Genomic DNA, 21,090 nt, shown 5'->3' on the forward strand with positions numbered 1-21,090 from the left:
ACAGAACTTGAAAGGTGTGTGGACAAAAGCACCATTCAAAAAAAGCGCCGACATGTTCGGCGCTTTTCCTTTCTATTCGTGTTGTGCTTAATGACACTGGTCTCGATAATGCCCGGGAGATATTCCCTTCCAAGCGCTGTAAGCTCGAATAAATGAGTTCGCTTCTTGAAATCCCAGTAGGAAGGAGATTTCACCCAGTGACATTTGAGACTTCTCTAAATAGTGATCGGCAAGCTCCGCCCGTACCATTTGCAGCACGGATTGATAACTTTCAGCTTCTGCGGTGAGCTTGCGCTGCAATGTACGTTTACTCATTGCCAGTTTGTCCGCGACCATTTCAATCGCACTGTTCCCCGCGGGTAATGACTCGACCAAGACTGCTCGAACACGTTCTACTGTTGAGGCACTGGCATCAAGATCTTTTAGCTTTTGGTTCAGCCCTTGTTCGAAAAAGCCCCACATTTGCGCATTTGAAGTCACGAACGGATGCACTGCATCTTCCGCTTTAAATCGCACCTCTACGCCATCACCTTTGACCAACGGGCAACCAAAGTAAGCTTGGTATTCCTCAAGGTTGTTGGGAAGCTCAGGTAAAGTAACTTGTAGCGGTTGAATCCGCTTTCTCGTCGCTAAACGTGCTAACTGGGTAAAGAACACCACTTCTGTCAAAGCCAAAGATTTAGGTAAAGCTTGTCGTTGGCCATAGCAACTGATGCTGAGTTTTGTTTCTTTTCCGGAAACGTCTAACGTCATTACCATAGGCCCAATCAGCGGCTTATATTGCTGAATCCGTTTGAGTGCGGTGTTCAAGTTCGGACTGCAAATAGCGGCAAAAATTGGGGCGTCAAACCCCTCAACCGACATATGTTCAGCAAGGAGCAACGGCATCTCGCGCTCACCAGACGCTTGTTCAACTCCGACCCAAAGCTGAAAGTACTCATTTGGGCTAAGCGTTGCCTTTTCTCGATTGAACAGATCCGCAGGTAACTTGGCGTATGCCAGCACCAATTGCGGATCGATATCCATATCGTTAAGCAGCACTTTCCAACTCTGAGGCACCGTGAATTGACTCGCTCACTTGATCATATTTGATTCCTAAGCACTTTTTTCCATAGTTTGACGCGATATTTTTAGCACCAATTTTCTTGGTAGGAAAGGCACAATCCATTCAAGCATGAACTTCAAACCACCTTCGTTGAATGCCACCAACTTACCCTGTTCCATCGCATTGTAACCACACTCTGCAACAGAACGAGGAGACTTGGCATTTTTAAACACTTCCACACCTTGCAAATCCCCGGCAGCAACAAAACCCGTCGCTACGGCACCCGGACACAACGCTGTCGCCGTTACATTGGTGTCTCTAAGCTCTTCCGCTATCGCTTGAGTAAACGAAGTAACATAAGCCTTGGTTGCGTAGTACACCGCCTGTAATGGACCCGGCATAAACGACGCCGTTGATGACACATTTAAAATCTTACCGCGATTGCGTGCCACCATGCCTTGCAGGTACAAGTGCGTCAGATTGGTTAACGTCACCATATTAAGTTGCATCATGGCTTGGTCCGCCACCAGTTCGCGTTCATGGAACTTTCCGTGTCCACCAAAGCCTGCATTGTTAATCAGCACATCAATTTGCAAGCCTTGCGCTTCAGTTTGCTCAAACACACGTGCAGCAGAATCAGCCTGAGTCAAATCCTCTGTAATCACAGCAACCTGAACCTTGTGTTTATCGCGAAGCTCTGATGCCAGTGCTTCTAGCTTGTCTTTAGAGCGGGCAACAAGCACTAAGTCTCCCCCCTTTTCGGCGTGTATACGCGCTAATTCTTCACCGATACCACCTGATGCGCCTGTAATTAATGCTGTATTTGTCATGTGCTTGTCCTCTTAGTATGAGCTAACGTCGTTGTTGGTATGGATAAAGTTTATGCAATCCAATCGCGCCACACACTGGCAAAAGATGACATCTTACTTGCCGATCGTGCCACCCTGATTAAAGACCGTTGATTACATAAATTTATTACAATGAGAACAAATGATAATTTTTGGATAAAGATTGAACTAGCTAATATGCTTTGAACAGGATGAACACACAGAAGAGGCAAAGGTTATGTCTATCCCATATCCAAGAACGTTTTCTCACATTGGTATTTCCGTACCCGATTTAGAAGCAGCCGTAAAATTCTATACCGAAGTTCTGGGTTGGTACCTGATTATGGAACCAACTGAAATCGTCGAAGACGACAGTGCGATCGGTGAAATGTGTACTGATGTCTTTGGCGCAGGCTGGGAGCGTTTTCGTATCGCTCACTTATCTACAGGGGATCGAATTGGTGTTGAACTGTTCCAATTCAAGAACCAAGAAAATCCTGAAGATAACTTTGAATACTGGAAAACTGGGATTTTCCATTTCTGCGTCCAAGATCCTGATGTCGAAGGTCTAGCTGAAAAGATCGTTGCGGCAGGTGGTAAGAAGCGCATGAAAGAACCCCGTTACTACTACCCAGGCGAAAAACCTTATCGCATGATCTACATGGAAGACCCGTTCGGCAACATCCTAGAAATCTACAGCCACAGCTACGAGTTAACATACTCGGCAGGCGCATACCAATAAATCATCAAAACTATCCAACGGTGATTGCGCCGTTGGATTTTTATTTTTCGGGCAAGTGCCCTTTGGGGAAAAGAATGAAAGCGATCACTTACCAAAAAGATCTAGATACCTTCACCTATACCGACATCGACACGCCAGCGATTGCGAGTGGGTTAGATGTGTTAGTAAAAGTTCATGCCGTTGGGCTCAACCCTGTCGATGCGAAAGTGAACCTTTGGCACGAGATGGTCGATGGTATGGACGATACTTTCGTTGGTGGCCTCGATGTTTCGGGGGAAATCGTTGCCATCGGTGACAAGGTATCGGGTTGGCAGGTAGGTGATCGCATTCTCTATCATGGTAACATGCGTCGAATGAGCGGTGGTTTCGCCGAATACGCAATTCAAGACTCACGTACGTTAGTTGCACACCCTGATGTCGCTCCAGAAGTCGCAGCCGCTTCACCTTGTGCGGGCTGGACCGCCTATCGAGCGCTCTTGATAAACTGAACATTTCTACACGTAAGAGCATTTTTATTGCTGGTGGTTCTGGTGGCGTGGGTAGTTTTGCCATTCAGCTCGCTCGCTTCTTCTGTGTAGAAACCATCATCACTACAAGCTCTGCAGCAAACCACGAGTTTGTACGTTCGTTGGGTGCAACACACGTCATTGACTACAAACAAGAAGATATACGTGAACAAATCATGGCTATCACTGAAGGCTTAGGCGTAGAGGTGTCTTTGGACTGCGTTGGCGGCGACAACGACATTCTGTGTGCTTCTGTGCTTGGTTTTGAAGGTGAAATGGTGGAGCTAGTAAGAACAACACGTGCAACCGAATACCCAGGAGCCTTTTTGCAAGGGCTCACCTTCCACCAGCTGAGCTTAGGCTCTGGTCATGTTCATGGCGAAAAAGGCTTTGCTTCTATCGTTAACGCTGGGGTCGAATTCTCCCACATGCTAGAACGTGGTGAAGTCATGGTGCCTAAATTGGAAGTCGTCGCATTAAAAGACGTCGCTCAAGCTCTAGTGTCTATTCGTCAGCAACGAACGGTCGGAAAGATCGTCGCTAAACTCGTCGACTAAATCCCAAGCGACAAATAAGGAAAAAAGAAGCGCAAACTCCAAAGCTATTTGCGCTTCTAAGGGGTATTACTTTTCTACAAGCAGCATTGCTGATTTCGCCGCCACTTTAATCTCTTCACCGCTAGGCACTTGTTCTCCGGTCATCATATCAACCAGAGCCTTGTTCACTGTCAGTTGCAGTGATTGCGCTCGCGCAGATTTGTTGAGTACCAAGATGCCCTTCTCACCACGCTTAAGTACCAACATATCGTCGTTACCTTCTAGTACCGTCATTGGCTCGCCATGAACAAGATTATGGAATGCCACCATCTTTGCCATGCGTGCGTCCTTCCACGCATTTTGCCATCTTGGTTTACCATCCACGCCCTTAATACCACTGGTATCCAAATCCGTGTAGATAAGCGGAACACCACCATCGCGTCCCAGAATGTAGGCATACGCTAGCCATTCGTTCTCTTCATCCATGACCAAATCCAAGAACACATCATTGTTTGGAATATCATGAGTGATCGCAAAAGTGATGGCTCGACGGTTAGATAAAGCCTGACCAAAACAGTACGGGTCGATTAAAGACTTAAAACTACCCTTCTTCGAGAACGCCTTAAAGATGGTTGAGAACAACGGAAAATCATATGCACCTAACCGTGTTTCTTTCAAATACGGTTCTAGGAACAGCTCATATTCTTCTTCTGTCGCGCCACCATCTGTGATGATTTCACCAAAGATATGAACGTCTTGAGTAATGTCTTCGGTCCAAACCAACTTTAGGTGTTCTAGCGTCATGTGTTTTGCGGCATCAATACGGAAACCTTTCACGCCCAGAGCCTTAAGCGCTTTCAGGTACGTACGTTGCTGCTCAACAACATGCTTACACACTCGTAAAGTCGGCAACCCAGGATCGGTTGGACCGCCCGAGATTCGACCATTTTGAACTTCCCACTTGTCTTTCCAATCTTTAATGCCAAAAGCTTCAACGAAGTCATTCTCATCAAACAGCGGCTCTGACAAGTCACCGAATAGAATGAGATCTTGATACTTGCTTGCATTCTGCTGGTAATCATCCATCACGGCTTGGCGCGGATACTGTAAATCCGAGCGCAGGTGGGCTTCGTTCGCCATGTGATTAAAGACGACATCGGCGTAAACCAATACACCTACACGGTCGAGTGCTTCAACCATGTTTTTAAAATCTGTGGTATTACCGAGCGCATTGTCGATAACACGATAATCTTGAGGTTGGTAACGCTGCCACCAGCGTTCATCTTGTGCGCTTTTCATCGGCGGAGAAACCAATACCGAGCCATAACCTAGCTCGCTGATTTCCGCTGCGCGTTGGGCAATGTCAGCATACTTCCAATCAAAAGCGTGCAAGATAACATTTGCACCTGTTGATTGTGTTTCCTGTAAGCCACTCATGTTTCTCTCCTCGTCGCGTTCGCTCACCCATTGTTACTCGTATTCTTCGTGAGCGAATCCAATAGCCAAAATTATAAGAACTATTAGCGAACCTCCCTCACCCCTTTTGCGTTTCTGCTAGGTGGAAAAACAAGGCGTAGCTCATCCCCAGTTAAGGTTTAAACGTCCGTTTAAAAGTATTCAAACGCCCAAACCAAAACAAAGATCGCAAGGATACCGATTTAAACACCTGTTTTATAAGCATTTTGCAGATAAACCATTCTGATCGCGCCTACTCTCACTATTACGCCTTTTCTCAGTAAGAATGTGAATATGGGACAATAATTCGATATGTAACAAATATTTAAGAAAGCGAAACTGCTGCTCACGTCACAGTTGGTGCGGTTTATAAATTGATAGGAAAGGAGAGGAAGAGTCGAAATGATGACGACAGGTGCGCGAATAAAGAACGCTAGATACAAAAATAGCGCGATAAACGCGCTATTTTTTAAGTGCGGTATAACACCTTCACAACGTGCCAACCGAATTTGGTTTTGACTAGGTGTGGAGTAAGAACCTCACCAGAAAAACAAACTTTGTCGAACTGTGGCACCATTTGACCGCGGCGAAACTCACCTAGGTCGCCACCACGTTTACCAGATGGACAAGTCGAGTATTTCTTTGCCAATGTCTGGAATTTAGCACCTTTTTTAAGCTGCTGGATGATGTCTTCAGCTTGTTCTTTATGCTTTACAAGAATGTGTAAAGCGGCTGCTGTATTTGCCATGTGTCTGTCTCTCACTGTTCGGGTGGCGCAAGTTTACCGAATCGCTTCAATATCGCAATAACTTCTCTAATGCAGTCCTTATCTTCATCTTTTGATATTCAGTGCTATCTAACAATCTGATGAAAACTTGGTCGCTCACCGATTCAATTTCACCTTTAATTTGCGCTATTTCCTAAAAAGCTCACTTTTCCACGCTCTACGGTTGAAGCGGTCGCCTTATAAGATTAGATTAGTTACATAAATCAGTGATATTGATAAGGTTATTTTCATGGCAAAAGTCGCGAGTAAAGCGAACCAATCTCAAGGCATGTTGGTGTTTAAACTCACCCTGCAACAGAACTTCGCAATTGGCACACTTAAAGTCCGTGAAATTGTTCCTTATATGCCTACCACCAAAATTCCCTATTCGCACCATCATGTAATTGGCACTGTGACAATTCGTGATTTGACGGTGCCAGTCATTGATATGGCGGCAGCAATTGGGTTCCGTCCTATCCAAGAGGAAGAATACAAGAATTGCTATTTGATCGTGACCGATTGCCTACGTACTGTGGTGGCATTTATGGTGCGAAGTATCGAGAAAATCATTGAATGTGATTGGAAATCTATCGAAACACCGCCATCAAGTGCGGGTCATAATATCTTTGTAACGGGTATTACTCGCTATGAAGAGAAGATCGTACAAATGTTGGATGTGGAACTTCTACTATCGAAGATCTACCCGCAATACGAGAATACCAAGATTCCAATGCTTACAGACATCGAGCGTGAGCGTTTGAAAGCCTTGAATATCCTTTTGGTGGACGACTCATCTATCGCTCGGAAGCAATTGAGCGACGCGCTAGATCGCATCAACATTCCGTATCAAATCTGTAAAAACGGCTCAGACGCACTCGACTTAATGAAGCGAGATGCAGAAGCAAACCGCCCAATTGACCTTTTAGTGAGTGACATTGAAATGCCAGGGCTGGATGGTTATGAACTTGCGTTTGAAGTTCAAAATGATTCTGCGCTGAACAACTCCTACCGTATTCTTCACACGTCTCTATCAAGCGAGATTTGTGTTGACCGAGCTCACCAAGTTGGCGCTCACGAGGCATTAGAGAAATTCAACGCTGGGGAATTGATTGAAGCGATGCTGCGCGGTGCAAAAGAGCTGGAAGCAAAAGCGATGGCTTCTTAATCATATCTAATAAGTTTGCTTGATCTGGTATACATCAATAACTTTTTCGGCAGTGAACAAACTCGTGATACTTGCTACCGAACATGAAAACAGTGCAACAAAGACGAACATTTTGATGTAACTATTGAGCAATAGCCCTCCGCCGAAGAAATACAGTCCTATCGCGATAACCGTTGGCATAATCAATGCTGGGCGACACACCAATTCCATTGCAAGGGAGAAAAAGTAAACCTCCTCCCTTTTCGCAATCGAATACCAGTTGTAGAAAATAATAGAAGCTGTCGCCCCCACCGCTAACGCTATAGCAATTAGAACACTCGAAAAATGCTGCCCTGCAAACAACACAAACCCCGCCCTGATAGACAATACCGCGCAAAACAGCCAGACCAATAAAGGCCCCCCAACAACTAAACCCATCGTTTCTTTCCTCTGAATCAATTTTAATCGTTATTCAAACAAAGGCAGAAAGATGGGTAAAGGTAATCAAAGCACTCGAATGAGAACTCTGCGACGGCTAGCTTAAAGTCATTAAATTCAGACTATTAGGTGATATTTTGCCTATTTACTTGGCATTGTGTAGCTGCGAGACACGAATTCAGTTTCTTCGACTTGATAAATGTGGTTGATGTAAGACGCAAGACTGTAGAGCACATTCGCGAGCAGGTTTGCATAGCGGAACAAAATCGGAGCGGGTTGTTTCTTACCTGAATGCTCAACGGCAACCAATGCACGAACCACCTTTTTTGCTTGGCAACGACACAAATGCAGTTGGCTTGACGTTGGGTGGCCGCCAGGAAGCACAAACCCTTTAAAGCCGCCATCGATACGAGCCTTGATTGCATCGTAATCGGCTTTTAGCTCATCGACTTCCGCTTCTGTAATCGCGAGTTTTCCGCGGATAGAGCCATTTACATGATATACGTTGGGCTGCATTCGAGTCAGTATGTCACGGCTAAAGTCATCGAGTTCCATCGATAGAACCAACCCAATTCGGCTACACAACTCATCAGCGGTGATTTCAAAGTCACATACTGGGCTGTCTTCATAGATGAATGGGTAACAAATCTCGCCAAGTTCCTTGCTTACTGGTCTCATGCTCTTTCTCTGTGCTTTTGTTCTAATAAAAAAGGGAGTCAGTATAACCTAACTCCCTTTGGGTATTTACATCCGTTTAGACGATCATAAGTTAGAAAATCGGCCTATGCGTTTTCGATTTTCTTATGACCTTCTTGAAGGTGAACGAAATCAACCAGATCATCGCCTGATACTTGGTAAGCTTGACCAAAGCCTTTTACGAATAGACCTTGCTCTGCTTTTAGATTGAACAGAACGAAGTCTTCTAGTTGGCTCAGACCATCGATGATCTCACCAAAACGATCTTTCATTTGACCAACAACTTGTTGCCACATTTCAGTATCACGCTCAACAACGGTTGCAACCGCATCAAACGTTAGACGCTTACGAGCGAACAACTGCTTCGACGAGTCTTCGTCTTCAATCATCATCAAAGATACGTTTGGATTCTCTAGTAGGTTGCGTGCGTGACGAGCAATCTGAGAAATAAGAACGAAGTAACCTTCCTGGTTTTGAACGTATGGTGCGTAACTTACGTTTGGACGGCCTTCCGCATCAACTGTTGCTAATTGAATGGTACGACGCTCCTGACGAAATTCCTTGATTTCTGGTCCTAGACGACCTTGTAAACGCTCTTGTTTAACTTGCTGATCCATTTTGATACCTAACTTTACTTGTTTGTTGTTCCGAGTTTTAACTCGGTTATTCTTTAATAAAATGACACTGCGCTAACGAATTAGTGCAGTGTCATGCTCATTCGAGACTACTTGTTGAACTCTGCTTGCATTGCACGGAATGCTGTTACTTGATCTTCGATTAGCTCACGCTTCTCGTTGCGGCCTAGGTAAATCTTAAAGATGTTGCTGCCACACTCAGAGAAGAAACCAAAGTAATGGCTCTCACGTCCCATAAACGGTTTACTTACTAAGGCAATGTTTTTCACGTTATCCAGTTTTAGGTGGCCATGAAGCTCACCTTCTTTGCCCATAAGGTTGTAGTAACCACGAGCAACTTTACCTTTCGGGAACGGCGCTTTTACTTCAAAGATAGAACCAAAAGAATGAACGATAGTTGTTACTGGGCCAAAACCAACAAGGCCTTCTAAAATGCTTTGTGCTTGCTCACCAGGAGCTACTGCAACCATCTCTTGAGGAAGTGCAGCTACCACTTCAAACTCTGATACACCAAGGCGCTCAGCCATTGCTGCTGGAAGTAGTTGCGGCTCTTGTTCTAGTAGGGCTTCGACCTGTTGCTTAATTGATTCCATTGTTTTTTCCATTTCTTTCAGATTAATTGTTAGATACTTTTGGTACGTTTTCGTTCATTTCAGAAGTCAGTACTTGAATACATGCCTGAGCCAGAGACACAGCCCAGAAGCTACCTGCTAACGTCAGAACTAAACTGCGCTCTTGTAACTCGACCAAACCTTTGTCATGCCAAACTTTGAATAGTGGCATCAGGAAACTGAAGGTGTCTTCGCCCATAAATGCTGGCAGCTTGCTCGCCTGAACAATGCCTCGATCAAAGCCGGACTTCAGTGCTGCGAATAGCGGCTCAAGTGGGCTTTGCTTCATCATCATTGCGATGGTGCTCTGCCCTTCATTTACAGCTTTAACGTAAGTGTCTAGCGTGCGGTGCTGCATCATGCCGTAACCACCGATGTTACCGCCCGCGCCACAACCGACAGGCAGCACTTCTGCATAGGTCTTCGCTAAGCTGTTGTATAAGCTGCGTTCACGGTTATCGATCGCCCAGTGATTCACGCTAAGCTGCTTCATGTGGTGCTCTGCCATAAACTTGGCGCCAAGCTCGTACATGCCCGCTTTTTCCGGTGTCGTTGCAGGTGGCGGCATTTTGCCTTTTTCAACCAAATTGAGCATTGGCGCTGTACCGCCAACCACTAACTGATAAAGGTCCAAACCATGAGCGCCTGTAGACATGAAGTCCTTAAGATCTTGCTCTAAAACGTCTTTTGTTTGGTAAGGCAGGCCGTAAAGTAAATCGATGATGACAGGGATCTTGTCTTCTTTTGCCAACTCACTAACGCGATTCAATACGTCTTCGCGATCATCCAAACGCTTAGCACTGCGACGAACTTTGGTATTAAAGCTCTGCACACCAAATGAGAAACGATTGAATCCACCGTCGAGCGCACCTTGATACAACTCGTCTGAGAATCGGTTGATACGACCTTCAAGTGTAATTTCGCAGTCAGCTGCTAGAGGGAAGTAGTCGTGAATGGCCTGACCAAGAATACGAACTTGTTCTGGTGCCAGATCCGTTGGCGTGCCACCGCCGATGTAAACCGCATGGAAAATGCCACTTTGCGTCCACGGCATCGCCGCTTTCTCTTTTAGCTCTTTCATCAGAGCATCAAAGTATTCATCGACTAACTTACGGCTGGCAGCATTTTGGAAGAAGTTACAGAAAGTACAGCGCACTCGACAGAATGGAACATGAATATATAAGCAGCGCTTATTGTTCTTAGTCGTCGTTTCCGAGGTGATTCTCGATAAGATGTCACCTTGTTGTGGCGGTGGCACTGGCATGCTACTGCCTCCCGCATGCGCAGAGTGTTTTTTCACAAAAGCAAAGCGTAACGGATCGGGGCTATCACTCCCAAGGATTGATTCGTCAAATTTATAAATATCGACGGTCATATTTACTCACTTAAAGCCCACCACACAAAGGATTGAGGCTCATTTCAAAAAAACTGCAAAGATCATAATTTGGCCGTAATGATAATGCAATTGATAATTGATCTTATTTCTTTTGTAAGTGATAATCAGTCCAAGTTGATAATGATTAGCAATACCGAGATTTACCCGTGAACGTAAAAAGATATGTCATTGCCGGAGGCGCCTCTTTAGTGGTGCACGCTGCACTGCTTTTTGTCTCCCAAGAGACGAAGGTGTTTGCAATGCCTGCCGGGAATCCTACTAGCTCGGTTAGCCTCAATTTAGTCTCGGCTCCCAAACCAGTCCAAGCTGAACCGACACCACAAGAAGTGGTAGAAGAGAAGCTACCAGAGCCACAAAAAAAGCCTCAACCAAAGCCAGAGCCTAAACCGGTTAAAAAGACGGTAGAAAAGCCGATCGTGAAGAAAGAAGCGATCAAAAAGAAACCTGTCGAGAAAAAACCGAAGCCAGTTAAGAAGCCACAAACATCTAAGCCTGTTGCCAAGAAAGATCCACAGCCAAAAGAAAAAGTGGAAAAGAAAGTGGCAAAAGAGCCTGTACCGCGACAAAAAGCAGCGCCGACTGAACAGTCAAAAGGCGCAACGTCTCAGCCTGTGATGATTGACCAACCTGCTTTTGTTTCCCAGCCTGTTCAGCCTCGTTACCCTCGTTCAGCTCGTAAACGTGGTATCGAAGGCGTGGCACTTTATGAGGTTTGGTTGGACGAAAATGGCAACCAAGTAAAACAAGTACTTATCGAATCTTCCGGTGCAGAAATGCTCGACGTTTCAGCACTACGTGCCATCAAACAATGGCAATTCTCACCACATATTTCTGGCGGGCAAAAAGTTGCTCACCGAGTTCAAATCCCAGTTCGTTTTAAGTTGGATGGATAATGGAACAGCTACAACATTTACAAAACCAATTTGGTCTTATGACTTGGCCTTTAGTTATTTGCTCTGCACTTACAGTCATGATCATTGCGGAAAGACTCTTTCAAGTATTCATCAGTCTAGGCGTAGGCAAACGCGCAATTCGTCAAAAACTGAATAATATTGATCCGACCAACAACAAAGATATCGAAGCGCTAGCGGATGAACTTTCTGGCAAACGCCCTCTTCTTTATCGTGGTGTTGCAATGTTGCTAGCGCATCACTCGTTTTCTAAATCTTTGCGAGAAGATGCGGCAGGGATTTGGCTACAAGAAAAGCGCCATCAATTGCACTCAGGTCTTCGTTTATTGACTCTGATTGGCGTGATCAGCCCGCTTATCGGCTTATTAGGTACGGTACTTGGCCTGATCGATATGTTTAAAGGCATTGCGTCTTCTACAGGTAACATCACACCAAACGATTTGGCTGATGGTCTTGGTCTCGCGATGCGCACGACCGCAGCAGGTTTGATCATTGCATTGCCCGCAATTTCTGGCGCACAACTGATTGGTCTTTGGGCTGATCGTGTTATCGCTAAGCTTGAGCACACACTGAACTACGTAAACCTTTGGTTAGAAGGCATTTCTTTGCAACACGTTTCTCCAGAAAACAACAAAGAAATCGCAACGGTTGCTGATCATGTTGAAGCGAGAAGCTCATGATTAAAGCACCTCAAGACAATAGCAGCCATGGTTTAACACCGGACCTAACCCCGTTACTGGATATTATCTTTATTGTAATGGTGTTCTTGATGTTGACTGCGGCGGTCAAGCTCGACTCTTTGGATGTCAACCTTCCAAGCACTGATTCCCAAGCCGTTGCTGAAGTTGATAAACAATCAATTACGGTCAACATCCTTAAAGACGAGCCGCACTGGGCAATCAATGGTAAGTCTTACATCGATTGGGAAAACTTCACGATTGCTCTGCTAGAAGAAAGTAAATCAACAGATAAACCGATTGTGATTGGCGCTGAAAAAACCGCCGATATTCAGTCACTGGTTAAGCTTCTTGGCTTTTTACAAGAAAACGGAATTCAAGCGACTCAATTGCTCACTGAAGAGTCGCAATAAAAGAACATAAGATTGAGAACATCCTAATGAATAAAACACTATCTCCAGTTCGCACCGCCTTAACAGCAGCTGTCACTATGCTGGCAAGTGCGAGTCTTTTTGCCAATGAAGCCCCATCTTCTGAACGTGTTGTTAGCGCGGGTAGCGCTGTTACCGAACTGCTTATCGCGCTTGATGCAAAAGACAGCCTTGTTGCTGTGGATGTCACCAGCCAACTGCCAAAAGAAATGGAATTGCCAAAAGTAGGTTACCACCGTCGCCTGTCTGCTGAAGGTTTGCTAGCACTTAGCCCAACTAAGGTGATTGGTTCTGATGAAATGGGCCCGAGCACAACACTTGAGCAACTAAAGTCTGCTGGTGTAGATATAGAGATCGTAAACACAGAAGCAAATGTTGAAGGCCTTGTGGATCGCATAGACCAAATTGCCAACATCATGCATCGTGAAACTCAAGCAAGTGCGCTAAAAGCAGAAGTTGAAACGCAAGTAAAAGCACTAGAGAGCAACCAACCAGCAAAAGCTGACAAAAAGAAAGTCCTCTTCCTTCTTATTCATGAAGGCCGTCCTGCAAACGTCGCAGGTTCAGAAACCACGCCAGATGCCATCATTCAGCTTGCGGGTGGTGAAAACCCAGCGGCAGGTCAGCTATCGTCATACAAACCTTTATCTACAGAGGCCATGGTTGAAATGCAGCCTGATGTAATCCTAGTAAGTGGCCGCAGTTACCAAACAATGGGTGGTGCAGATGCCATTTTGAAAGCCATGCCACTGCTTGCTGCTACGCCAGCCGGAATGAACAAAAACATCGTGACGATTGATGGCCACGCACTCGTAGGTGGTTTGGGACTAAAGAGCCTTTCTGAAGCGAAGCGCCTGAATGAGCTGCTATACCCGTAGAGAGATTCAATGCTATTAAGACGTCCCCCTTTACCTACTATTCTGCTTGCTTTATCCGGCATCTTAGCCTTTATCGCAGTTGCTTCAATTACGGTAGGTCCAATGAATATCAGCTTCGCAGACAGCCTGCGAAGCTTAACAGGATCAAGCTCTGACCTTGCTCCTCACATCCAACTCGTTATCAACGAAATACGACTTCCTCGCACTGTTCTTTGCATGTTTATCGGTGCTATTTTAGCGATCTGTGGTGTCGTCATGCAGGGCTTGTTCCGAAACCCACTCGCCGAGCCTGGCATCATCGGTGTCTCTGCTGGTGCGGCGCTAGGTGGTGCATTTGCTATCGTTGTTTTCGCTGATTTCAGCCAAAACTACCCAACATTAATGAACCTAGCAGCGCTGCCTTTTTTTGCTTTCTTGGGCGGCGCAATCACTGCTGTCTTAGTTTACTGGCTAGGTACAAGCAAGTTTGGTACATCCGTTACCATCATGCTTCTCGCTGGTGTTGCTATCAGTGCATTATCAGGGGCCGCAATTGGCTTCATGAACTTCATCGCAGACGATCAAATGCTGCGTGACTTAACGCTGTGGTCTATGGGATCACTAGCTGGTGCGAATTGGTCTGGTATTGGCTTGGCGGCTGTGACATTGGTATTGCTGATGTTCTGGTTCCAGAAAAAAGCGATGTCGCTAAACGCCCTCCTATTGGGAGAGTCTGAAGCAAGGCATTTGGGCGTTCCCGTTCAAAAGCTAAAACGACAGCTCATTTTGTTATCTGCGGTAGGTGTGGGTATTACCGTGAGTATCTGTGGCGCTATTGGCTTTATCGGCCTTGTTATTCCTCACTTAGGTCGTATGCTCGCAGGGCCTGACCATCGAACTCTGCTTCCTATTTCGGCTTTGATGGGCGCATTACTTCTTACGGCAGCAGATATGTTTGCACGTGTCGCAGTTGCACCAGCAGAATTACCAGTAGGTATCGTTACTGCACTGATTGGTGCCCCATTCTTTATCTACTTACTGTTCCAACAAAAAGGGAAAATCCTGTAATGAATAACACCGTTTTGTCGGGCAGAAATATTTCGATGCGATACGGAAGCCGTGTCGTTCTGGACGACATCAGTATTGAGATTCGAGCTGGAGAAGTCACAGCATTACTTGGTCCGAACGGAGCCGGTAAGAGTACTTTACTAAAGCTGCTATGTGGCGAAATTCCATCTCAAAACGATATAGAATTCTTTGGTACCCAAAAGAATGATTGGGAGCCTGCAGAAAGTGCAAAACACGTCGCTATGTTGCCGCAACACAGCACATTGACGTTTCCTTTCTTAGCGAGAGAAGTGGTAGAGCTCGGAGCAATCCCTCTTTCCATCTCCAATAAGGAAACCAGTGAACTTGCGTTGCATTACATGCAACAAACTGATGTTTTGCATTTAGCTGATAGCCTCTACCCTGCCCTATCTGGTGGCGAAAAGCAGCGTTTGCATTTAGCACGTGTTCTCACTCAGCTTCATCAGTCTGGCGATAAGAAAATCTTGATGTTAGATGAGCCAACCTCCGCTTTGGATTTGGCTCACCAGCACAACACCTTAAAAATTGCTCGCGCAGCAGCCAAAGAGAATAATGCTGCCGTCGTGATTGTGTTGCATGATTTGAACTTAGCTTCTCAGTATGCAGACCGCTTAGTTCTGCTGCATGATGGTAAGTTAGTATGTGATGACACGCCTTGGAACGCACTAACTCCAGAACGCATTGAGCAAGTCTATGGCTACCGCTCAATCGTGACTAAGCACCCAACCTTGGATTTCCCTCAAGTGCACGCAGCAGCTTAATCAGCGCGTTTTAAGCCCATATTTGTCCATTCCAAATGATAGGCATACAAAAAAGCCCCGCAACGTTGCGGGGCTTTTTGTTTTGGGGTTATTTGCTCATTTGAATCAACGAACGACCAATCAACCATTCTAGCTCTTTGTCGCTACCTGCACCAAATTGGCTTTCTGCCATCTTGTACAAACGGTCGATGCCATTTGCAGCAAACTCATGTGCGCTTTCTGAAGTAACAATATGGTGGAACAATAGACGCAAGATCGCTAAGAATTCAGTATCTTCTAGAGCCTTAATCCAGCTCTTAGAGAACGCATCCAGACCTTTATCAAATTCTAGATGTTCTACGAACATTTTGAAGATACGACCGTCTAACGCGGCGGTAAAGTCCGTTTTCTTAGGGAAATGGTGGCTAATACCTGTACGCGATACACCTGTTTGTTGACTTAACGTGGTGTAAGACATTTTGTCATAACCAAGTCTTAGAAGCTGATCAACAACGGCATCCATGATTTTCTGGATAGTGATTTCGGTATCTTCTTTACTACGCTTTGGCATATTTTAAGCTCTTCTCTTTGTAAATCCATCTAACTCACAATTAAATGAGGCCAGAATGAAAATCATCCTCAGCATTATGTACTGTATGCCTCTAACAACAAATCAGAGGACCAATCATAACTAAAGTGCACTGCGTAACGTGCAATTTACAGTGATATTTCTGTCAATACATGTGACTCAAAATATGGCGAAAAGTCCACTCCATCAAAACCTTGCACCAAATCATTCATCGAAACTATTCTCAGGCTAAGAATGATAATTATGTAAAAATAATTAATCCGGAAATAGTCTTATAAATTGAACCCCAGTTCAACTCACCTGACAAAAATCTCACCAATATCTAGGTTAATTGATTTTAAATATTGATACATATCACATTAATTTTATTAAGGAAGTTCTAATGAAATTAATTAACGCACTGTTAACAACATAACATACCGTGCCTTTTTTATCCAAAATCATTCATTTTTGTAGATAGAGATCAAATACCTGATAGAATACCCACAGTATTTACAAGAGGATTCGTTATGAGTGTCGAATTAGAAGAAAACCAAGTATGTGAAGCTTGCGGTTGCGCTGGTGAAATGGGTTTTATCATCAAAGAAGGTGACGATGTTGCCGACGTAACGATTTTCGCAGAGACTAAAGCAGCACTAGAAGCTGAGTTGGCGAAATACATCGAACTAGCAACACAAGTTTGTGCTGACGTTGAATACAACGTTTCAGAACTGACAGAAGAATCTAAAGAGCTAACGGCTCGATTCAAGTTTGAAGTAAGTGCTGAAAAGCTTATCTTTGAACTTAAGACACGCTCTCTAGCGCGTTAATCATCGATACAACATCGACATATAGATAAAAGCGAGCTCTTAGCTCGCTTTTTTAATGCTTGATTGGCTTGTTACTGGTTGCCCTTCTGAAACACAACCCACTTCAGGGACCCGTTGGTTTCAAAGTCATTCTCATCGGTACACACGAGCAATACGCCATCTATGTTTAGCACTGCCCCAGAGGTGTATACCTTATCGTCGTAGTAACAAACCCGCTGTCCTAGCTTCCCGTCTGCCACTACTAGAGCCTTTGTATCTGGTGTACTGTAAGATTTTGCTAATACAACGCCTGAGAAGGCCATAGCAGTACTCGCCACCAGCATAGAAATCTTTCTTAAGTTCATGAATATCCCCTCAATGAAGACCACATAAGTTAACAAAGAAACGTTTCACGTTCTTGGCAGCATCTCATATTCTTGAGACATTGAACTGTAGCGGCCTACAGTGCTTTACGTTATCCTTTTCGACTTATCATCAATACTGTATCGGTTATGCGCGCTTTACTTCTCTTACTCGCTCTGACGGCTTTTTCCAGCTCATCCATTGCTTATGAGCTCGATTACTATGCCAAATTTGGCCATACCGATAACTATGGCAACATTGACCTTCGTAATAAGCCCTATACCACGATACCTGATGGGTTAGTTGTTAAAGGCAATCTAAACATTTCACAAACACCAATCACCAAATTGCCGAGAGGATTGGATGTTCAAGGAAGCCTAGAAGCCACCAACAGCGCATTAAAAACGATAAGACCAGGGGTGAAAGTTAAGGGTTACGCGAACTTACTCGGTAGTAAGATTGAACGTTGGCCACGCGGTGTCAAATTAGGCGGCTATTTAAACTTAACCGATAACCCGTTAACCAGTTTGCCCGCAAGATTAAGAGTGAAAGGCGATCTAAGCGTCATTCGAACGCCGCTTACCGAACTGCCGGAAGGTTTAATCGTGGATGGTAACCTGTACATAGGTGGTTCTAAACTGACAAAATTTCCAGACACCATGACAGTGAAAGGCAATATCTTTTTGGGCGGAAATCGAGTTACGAAATGGCCAACGAATTTGACCCTAGGTGGCGCAGTTGCACCATAGGAAAGGCTTAGATGAGAGCTCCTTCCTAAAACCAAGTTCTCAGTGCTTTATTGCAAAGCACTGAGCGAAGTTTAAATCATTCTTGGTTGTTTACTGGGTTAGCGTAACTTGCCACCAAGTAACTGTGAGCACCGTTAGGCAGTTGCTCCAACTTCTCTTGTAGCTGAGATTTCACCGACTCCGTAATCGATTCATCTTCACGACCCGCAGCAAGCAGGTTGATTGGGAACACACGGTAGTTATTGTGAATCTGACGATCGATTTCATTCGCAAGCTCATCCGGAGTCTCAAACTCTTGATCGATCACATCACCAAATGAAACGTGCACTTTACCTTTGTAGCCAACGATACCTTGAATGATGCTTTCGATATCTTCGAATTCGCCTTTCTCGTAACTACCATTCTCTGCTTTCTCATACAGCTCTTTGGCTTTTGCAATGTCACAAGGGTCATTCTGGTAAGAGATCGAAACAGGAACAATTTTCAATGAGCGCGTGTATTCACCAAAACTTACTTTTTGCTTACGCCCTTCAACATGAAACATCTTTAAGATGGCAGGATCAGTAAAGTCATTACCGTCTTTGGCACGACCTTCTTTTTGCGCAATCCAAATCGAGTTGCCGGTATCAAGAGAGTGCTTGATGTAGCTTGATAGCAAGCCTAACGCTTTCATCATTTCACGCGGCGCTTTCGCCGAGCGTTTAACGATAAAGCTTTTATTCAGTCTCATTAGCTCAGTCGCACAAGGCTTCTTAAGCAGGTTATCACCAATCGCAATACGCACTGTACGATGATCCGTTTGGTGCAAACCGTAGTTTACGAGAGCAGGATCCATCGCGATATCACGGTGGTTAGAAACAAATAAGTAAGACGTATTCTTGTCCAGTTGGTCAAGGCCAGAAAACGTCACGCCGTCAGTGGTGCGATTGAGCGTATCTTGAAGATACTTCTTCACTTCCAGCTGAATTGCCTCTACAGAATCCAATTTGCTCCACTTCGCCTTTAAGTAGACACGGATAATCGGACTCATGAGAGTTTTGAACCACGCCGCTTTGTTTGCAAAACGGTGGTTTAAAATCGCGCTGATAAACTCATCGTCTTTGATCAGGCGGTCCAGCGCTGCTGGGATTTCTTCGTCGTTGTATGGACGAATTTCAATATAAGGATCGGTATTGGCAGTCATTATTCAATTCATTTCAAAAAGAGCTGGCACATTTTACGCATTGTTTTGCCAACCCGCAGCAATTCAGACCATACTTTTAACATGGTCATACCAGTACCATTACAATTTCTATTCACAAAAAAATCTGTTATCCGGTTGGCAATTTAGGGGTTTAGCGTTACCCTTAGCGCCCCAAAAACTCTGGTATTCACAATGAACTACGCAATTGAATTTCACGACGCTAATTACCCTTTTCTTAATGTTGCTGCGCGTAAAAAAGCGCTAAAACACAGCTTACTATCAGTAGTAGAAGGTTTGGCGATCATTAAATTGGGTAAACATGAGTATGCCATTGAACCGGGTCAGTATTTCTGGATTCCTCAGGGATGTTTGAGCTCCCTCACCTTTTTACCTAACACGCGAGTAACTCGCTGTGACTTTTCTGTGCGCTTAACTGACGCATTTGCTCAACAAGCAGGTTACGTGAAGCCATCTGCTCTATTGTCAGCGTTGATTGAAAAGTTGGTGACAACAAAAGCACGTAGCGAACACCAGATGGATTTACTGGCAGTTGTTAGGCATGAAGTTCTGACACTAAAGCCGATGTTGACCAGCTCTCCACTGACAGACTCGATTAATAAATGGAAGCCGGGTTGTGATTCTTCGATTTCGATAGAGCTTTGTCTTGTCTTGACCTTAAGAGAAGCGCGTAAGATGAAGTTGTCAGGCAAAAAGCAAGCGGACATCGTCGCGAAATTGTTCAACAACAACGACGAAGAGTATGAACAGTTGTGTTTTTTAGTGTTTGGGGAAGCACTATAAAAAACTAACGAAGACAAGAATGAAAAAAAGGACGTACTCAGTACGTCCTTTTTGTTTTGAATTCGGTTAAAACGGCACTTCTATTTGCATCATCCAATCGGCATCGTAGTATTCGTGCCAACGGTAATCAAAACGCATTCTTGGTTCATCGCCGCTCTTATCACCAAAACCAACGCTGAACATCAAACCATGGCTTTTTAGCCACTCTTCTGTGCTCATCTTCGCCTCTTCATCCCTCAGCTCTTCTGGCATCCAAAGCCCAAGACCAAAGTAATTACTTTCTAGATTCTGAGTAAGAATTGGCGTGTCTTCCGATTTGATTGCCCACTGATCCCAATAGCTCTCTGTAGGCCCCTCAATCGACTTTTCAGCAATGTACCAGTTGATCGTGTCCATACTTAACACACCCACACTATCAAAAATATCTTCACAGATAGGCATGGTGTTATCAGCAAACACGACGGAACGATCAGATAAATAGTTACAAGCAGAGCTAGCCTGTGTTGCCACAAGCAGCGCGCATGCACTAAGTACCACAACTCTGACCATGAAAATCTGACCTCTTCGTTTTCAGATTACGATTGTTTGTATAAGCCTTCGCTTAGTAATAGTTCATTGACCGTTGGTGTCGTGAATGCACTGATGTCTTCACCCTCTAACAATGCATTACGAATGTCCGTGCTTCTGATTTTCACTTTTTCAGGACACGCCATCACAGTCCAACGTTCGGTTATTTCTTCTGCTCTGTAAAATTTAGCAAATTTGAAAAAATTATCAGGGCCTATGACAAAAGTTATATCGGCTTGCGTGTGGATTTCTTGAATTTTTTCTAATAACGCAAAAGTCGTCACACTTTGTCCAGGCTGGTACAAAGCTTGCTCAAGGTCAGAGCGTTGAACATTAGAAAGCCCCATGTCCTTAATGAAGGCATCAACCAGTTTGCACCGAATTGGGTAATCCAACATATTTTTGCCCCAAGCGTGTGCAATGCTTGGCTCAAGTAGCACGAGATCAAAGTGGCTCAGTGACTCGATCACGCTCTTGTGACCTAAGCTTGGCGGGTTAAATGCGCTGCCAAAAACGGCGATTTTTTTCATATCCGGTGATTACCTGGT

25 protein-coding genes and 1 pseudogene are annotated in these 21,090 nt (G+C 44.7%); 12 read left to right on the plus strand and 14 right to left on the minus strand.

Translation table 11 applies throughout. The features are described from left to right. Positions 1-87: 87 nt before the first annotated feature. A complete protein-coding gene (locus KJB05_RS25165; protein WP_244142963.1) occupies positions 88-1,026 on the minus strand; it encodes an AraC family transcriptional regulator in 939 nt (312 codons plus the stop codon). Between the two features lie 69 nt (positions 1,027-1,095). After that, positions 1,096-1,875, minus strand: a complete 780-nt coding sequence (locus KJB05_RS25170; protein ID WP_208446012.1) for an SDR family oxidoreductase — start codon at positions 1,873-1,875, stop codon at positions 1,096-1,098. A 235-nt stretch (positions 1,876-2,110) separates the two neighbouring features. Here KJB05_RS25170 and KJB05_RS25175 point away from each other — a divergent pair, with 235 nt between their 5' ends. Together KJB05_RS25175 and KJB05_RS25180 are read left to right on the plus strand one after the other, a co-directional pair. Continuing rightward, the gene (locus KJB05_RS25175; protein ID WP_005441115.1) at positions 2,111-2,614 is read left to right on the plus strand and encodes a lactoylglutathione lyase family protein; all 504 of its coding nucleotides are present in this window, start codon (positions 2,111-2,113) and stop codon (positions 2,612-2,614) included. 74 nt (positions 2,615-2,688) lie between these two features. After that, positions 2,689-3,677, plus strand: a pseudogene (locus KJB05_RS25180) (zinc-binding dehydrogenase). 66 nt (positions 3,678-3,743) lie between these two features. Here the strand turns inward: KJB05_RS25180 and KJB05_RS25185 are convergent. Together KJB05_RS25185 and ppiC are read right to left on the minus strand one after the other, a co-directional pair. Beyond that, positions 3,744-5,093: an alpha-amylase family protein gene (locus KJB05_RS25185; protein WP_208446013.1), complete on the minus strand. Its 1,350-nt coding sequence runs from the start codon at positions 5,091-5,093 to the stop codon at positions 3,744-3,746. Positions 5,094-5,580: 487 nt separating this feature from the next. Next, positions 5,581-5,874: a peptidylprolyl isomerase PpiC gene (gene ppiC / locus KJB05_RS25190; protein ID WP_223976268.1), complete on the minus strand. Its 294-nt coding sequence runs from the start codon at positions 5,872-5,874 to the stop codon at positions 5,581-5,583. A 253-nt stretch (positions 5,875-6,127) separates the two neighbouring features. On the opposite strand from ppiC, the gene KJB05_RS25195 reads away from it, so the two are divergent. Next, positions 6,128-7,042, plus strand: a complete 915-nt coding sequence (locus KJB05_RS25195) for a chemotaxis protein (RefSeq protein WP_005441118.1) — start codon at positions 6,128-6,130, stop codon at positions 7,040-7,042. A gap of 6 nt (positions 7,043-7,048) precedes the next feature. Here the strand turns inward: KJB05_RS25195 and KJB05_RS25200 are convergent, their stop codons facing one another. The 5 genes from KJB05_RS25200 to hutW all read right to left on the minus strand — a co-directional run bounded on the left by KJB05_RS25200 (position 7,049) and on the right by hutW (position 10,776). Continuing rightward, positions 7,049-7,459 carry a hypothetical protein gene (locus KJB05_RS25200; RefSeq protein WP_132699266.1) on the minus strand — a complete coding sequence of 137 codons (411 nt, stop codon included), beginning with the start codon at positions 7,457-7,459 and terminating at the stop codon, positions 7,049-7,051. A 141-nt stretch (positions 7,460-7,600) separates the two neighbouring features. Then, the gene (locus tag KJB05_RS25205; RefSeq protein ID WP_208446014.1) at positions 7,601-8,137 is read right to left on the minus strand and encodes an ATP:cob(I)alamin adenosyltransferase; all 537 of its coding nucleotides are present in this window, start codon (positions 8,135-8,137) and stop codon (positions 7,601-7,603) included. Between the two features lie 104 nt (positions 8,138-8,241). Further along, complete coding sequence (gene hutZ, locus KJB05_RS25210) at positions 8,242-8,772, minus strand: heme utilization protein HutZ (RefSeq protein ID WP_005441121.1); 531 nt, start codon at positions 8,770-8,772, stop codon at positions 8,242-8,244. 107 nt (positions 8,773-8,879) lie between these two features. Beyond that, positions 8,880-9,383 carry a heme utilization cystosolic carrier protein HutX gene (hutX, locus tag KJB05_RS25215; protein WP_020194073.1) on the minus strand — a complete coding sequence of 168 codons (504 nt, stop codon included), beginning with the start codon at positions 9,381-9,383 and terminating at the stop codon, positions 8,880-8,882. A 22-nt stretch (positions 9,384-9,405) separates the two neighbouring features. Further along, positions 9,406-10,776: a heme anaerobic degradation radical SAM methyltransferase ChuW/HutW gene (hutW, locus tag KJB05_RS25220; RefSeq protein WP_005441123.1), complete on the minus strand. Its 1,371-nt coding sequence runs from the start codon at positions 10,774-10,776 to the stop codon at positions 9,406-9,408. Positions 10,777-10,943: 167 nt separating this feature from the next. On the opposite strand from hutW, the gene KJB05_RS25225 reads away from it, so the two are divergent. From KJB05_RS25225 to KJB05_RS25250, 6 genes are read left to right on the plus strand one after another with little or no spacing between them, the layout of a single operon-like run. Continuing rightward, positions 10,944-11,690: an energy transducer TonB gene (locus KJB05_RS25225; RefSeq protein ID WP_208446015.1), complete on the plus strand. Its 747-nt coding sequence runs from the start codon at positions 10,944-10,946 to the stop codon at positions 11,688-11,690. Further along, positions 11,690-12,388: a MotA/TolQ/ExbB proton channel family protein gene (locus KJB05_RS25230; RefSeq protein ID WP_208446016.1), complete on the plus strand. Its 699-nt coding sequence runs from the start codon at positions 11,690-11,692 to the stop codon at positions 12,386-12,388. Before KJB05_RS25225 ends, KJB05_RS25230 begins: the two co-directional genes overlap by 1 nt. Continuing rightward, positions 12,385-12,798, plus strand: coding sequence for a biopolymer transporter ExbD (locus tag KJB05_RS25235; protein ID WP_005441127.1), 414 nt, complete (start codon positions 12,385-12,387; stop codon positions 12,796-12,798). Before KJB05_RS25230 ends, KJB05_RS25235 begins: the two co-directional genes overlap by 4 nt. A 26-nt stretch (positions 12,799-12,824) precedes the next feature. After that, positions 12,825-13,694 (plus strand): hemin ABC transporter substrate-binding protein, encoded by an 870-nt coding sequence (locus tag KJB05_RS25240; protein ID WP_208446017.1) that lies wholly within the window; start codon positions 12,825-12,827, stop codon positions 13,692-13,694. A 9-nt stretch (positions 13,695-13,703) separates the two neighbouring features. Continuing rightward, positions 13,704-14,741: an iron ABC transporter permease gene (locus KJB05_RS25245; RefSeq protein WP_208446018.1), complete on the plus strand. Its 1,038-nt coding sequence runs from the start codon at positions 13,704-13,706 to the stop codon at positions 14,739-14,741. After that, complete coding sequence (locus tag KJB05_RS25250; protein ID WP_038877755.1) at positions 14,741-15,523, plus strand: heme ABC transporter ATP-binding protein; 783 nt, start codon at positions 14,741-14,743, stop codon at positions 15,521-15,523. Before KJB05_RS25245 ends, KJB05_RS25250 begins: the two co-directional genes overlap by 1 nt. An 88-nt stretch (positions 15,524-15,611) precedes the next feature. On the opposite strand, the gene KJB05_RS25255 is transcribed toward KJB05_RS25250, so the two are convergent. Further along, on the minus strand, positions 15,612-16,073 hold the full coding sequence (locus KJB05_RS25255; protein ID WP_005441131.1) for a TetR/AcrR family transcriptional regulator: 462 nt from the start codon (positions 16,071-16,073) through the stop codon (positions 15,612-15,614). A 527-nt stretch (positions 16,074-16,600) separates the two neighbouring features. Between KJB05_RS25255 and KJB05_RS25260 the strand changes: the two genes are divergently transcribed. Further along, positions 16,601-16,900 (plus strand): YfcZ/YiiS family protein, encoded by a 300-nt coding sequence (locus KJB05_RS25260; RefSeq protein ID WP_005441132.1) that lies wholly within the window; start codon positions 16,601-16,603, stop codon positions 16,898-16,900. A gap of 71 nt (positions 16,901-16,971) precedes the next feature. Here KJB05_RS25260 and KJB05_RS25265 read toward each other — a convergent pair whose 3' ends face one another. Further along, the gene (locus KJB05_RS25265; protein WP_208446019.1) at positions 16,972-17,244 is read right to left on the minus strand and encodes a DUF1496 domain-containing protein; all 273 of its coding nucleotides are present in this window, start codon (positions 17,242-17,244) and stop codon (positions 16,972-16,974) included. Between the two features lie 147 nt (positions 17,245-17,391). Between KJB05_RS25265 and KJB05_RS25270 the strand changes: the two genes are divergently transcribed. Then, the gene (locus KJB05_RS25270) at positions 17,392-17,991 is read left to right on the plus strand and encodes a hypothetical protein (RefSeq protein WP_208446020.1); all 600 of its coding nucleotides are present in this window, start codon (positions 17,392-17,394) and stop codon (positions 17,989-17,991) included. 76 nt (positions 17,992-18,067) lie between these two features. On the opposite strand, the gene KJB05_RS25275 is transcribed toward KJB05_RS25270, so the two are convergent. Then, entirely contained in the window at positions 18,068-19,174 is a 1,107-nt protein-coding gene (locus tag KJB05_RS25275; RefSeq protein ID WP_208446021.1) for a 1-acyl-sn-glycerol-3-phosphate acyltransferase, read from the minus strand. A gap of 192 nt (positions 19,175-19,366) precedes the next feature. On the opposite strand from KJB05_RS25275, the gene KJB05_RS25280 reads away from it, so the two are divergent. After that, positions 19,367-19,975: a hypothetical protein gene (locus KJB05_RS25280; RefSeq protein ID WP_054823708.1), complete on the plus strand. Its 609-nt coding sequence runs from the start codon at positions 19,367-19,369 to the stop codon at positions 19,973-19,975. 66 nt (positions 19,976-20,041) lie between these two features. Here KJB05_RS25280 and KJB05_RS25285 read toward each other — a convergent pair whose 3' ends face one another. Together KJB05_RS25285 and KJB05_RS25290 are read right to left on the minus strand one after the other, a co-directional pair. Next, on the minus strand, positions 20,042-20,524 hold the full coding sequence (locus KJB05_RS25285; RefSeq protein WP_005441137.1) for a hypothetical protein: 483 nt from the start codon (positions 20,522-20,524) through the stop codon (positions 20,042-20,044). Positions 20,525-20,550: 26 nt separating this feature from the next. Continuing rightward, on the minus strand, positions 20,551-21,072 hold the full coding sequence (locus tag KJB05_RS25290) for a nicotinate-nicotinamide nucleotide adenylyltransferase (RefSeq protein ID WP_038877764.1): 522 nt from the start codon (positions 21,070-21,072) through the stop codon (positions 20,551-20,553). Positions 21,073-21,090: the final 18 nt, after the last annotated feature.

The organism is Vibrio sp. B1ASS3 (genome assembly GCF_905175355.1).
GTDB classification, from domain to species: Bacteria; Pseudomonadota; Gammaproteobacteria; order Enterobacterales; family Vibrionaceae; genus Vibrio; species Vibrio owensii.

Excerpts from the sequence above, each read along its gene's own strand:
- KJB05_RS25165 (WP_244142963.1), bottom strand. The coding sequence starts at position 1,026 with ATGGATATCGATCCGCAATTGGTGCTGGCATACGCCAAGTTACCTGCG.
- KJB05_RS25170 (WP_208446012.1), bottom strand. The coding sequence starts at position 1,875 with ATGACAAATACAGCATTAATTACAGGCGCATCAGGTGGTATCGGTGAA.
- KJB05_RS25175 (WP_005441115.1), top strand. The coding sequence starts at position 2,111 with ATGTCTATCCCATATCCAAGAACGTTTTCTCACATTGGTATTTCCGTA.
- KJB05_RS25185 (WP_208446013.1), bottom strand. The coding sequence starts at position 5,093 with ATGAGTGGCTTACAGGAAACACAATCAACAGGTGCAAATGTTATCTTG.
- KJB05_RS25195 (WP_005441118.1), top strand. The coding sequence starts at position 6,128 with ATGGCAAAAGTCGCGAGTAAAGCGAACCAATCTCAAGGCATGTTGGTG.
- KJB05_RS25200 (WP_132699266.1), bottom strand. The coding sequence starts at position 7,459 with ATGGGTTTAGTTGTTGGGGGGCCTTTATTGGTCTGGCTGTTTTGCGCG.
- KJB05_RS25205 (WP_208446014.1), bottom strand. The coding sequence starts at position 8,137 with ATGAGACCAGTAAGCAAGGAACTTGGCGAGATTTGTTACCCATTCATC.
- hutZ (WP_005441121.1), bottom strand. The coding sequence starts at position 8,772 with ATGGATCAGCAAGTTAAACAAGAGCGTTTACAAGGTCGTCTAGGACCA.
- hutX (WP_020194073.1), bottom strand. The coding sequence starts at position 9,383 with ATGGAATCAATTAAGCAACAGGTCGAAGCCCTACTAGAACAAGAGCCG.
- hutW (WP_005441123.1), bottom strand. The coding sequence starts at position 10,776 with ATGACCGTCGATATTTATAAATTTGACGAATCAATCCTTGGGAGTGAT.
- KJB05_RS25230 (WP_208446016.1), top strand. The coding sequence starts at position 11,690 with ATGGAACAGCTACAACATTTACAAAACCAATTTGGTCTTATGACTTGG.
- KJB05_RS25235 (WP_005441127.1), top strand. The coding sequence starts at position 12,385 with ATGATTAAAGCACCTCAAGACAATAGCAGCCATGGTTTAACACCGGAC.
- KJB05_RS25240 (WP_208446017.1), top strand. The coding sequence starts at position 12,825 with ATGAATAAAACACTATCTCCAGTTCGCACCGCCTTAACAGCAGCTGTC.
- KJB05_RS25245 (WP_208446018.1), top strand. The coding sequence starts at position 13,704 with ATGCTATTAAGACGTCCCCCTTTACCTACTATTCTGCTTGCTTTATCC.
- KJB05_RS25250 (WP_038877755.1), top strand. The coding sequence starts at position 14,741 with ATGAATAACACCGTTTTGTCGGGCAGAAATATTTCGATGCGATACGGA.
- KJB05_RS25255 (WP_005441131.1), bottom strand. The coding sequence starts at position 16,073 with ATGCCAAAGCGTAGTAAAGAAGATACCGAAATCACTATCCAGAAAATC.
- KJB05_RS25260 (WP_005441132.1), top strand. The coding sequence starts at position 16,601 with ATGAGTGTCGAATTAGAAGAAAACCAAGTATGTGAAGCTTGCGGTTGC.
- KJB05_RS25265 (WP_208446019.1), bottom strand. The coding sequence starts at position 17,244 with ATGAACTTAAGAAAGATTTCTATGCTGGTGGCGAGTACTGCTATGGCC.
- KJB05_RS25270 (WP_208446020.1), top strand. The coding sequence starts at position 17,392 with ATGCGCGCTTTACTTCTCTTACTCGCTCTGACGGCTTTTTCCAGCTCA.
- KJB05_RS25275 (WP_208446021.1), bottom strand. The coding sequence starts at position 19,174 with ATGACTGCCAATACCGATCCTTATATTGAAATTCGTCCATACAACGAC.
- KJB05_RS25280 (WP_054823708.1), top strand. The coding sequence starts at position 19,367 with ATGAACTACGCAATTGAATTTCACGACGCTAATTACCCTTTTCTTAAT.
- KJB05_RS25285 (WP_005441137.1), bottom strand. The coding sequence starts at position 20,524 with ATGGTCAGAGTTGTGGTACTTAGTGCATGCGCGCTGCTTGTGGCAACA.
- KJB05_RS25290 (WP_038877764.1), bottom strand. The coding sequence starts at position 21,072 with ATGAAAAAAATCGCCGTTTTTGGCAGCGCATTTAACCCGCCAAGCTTA.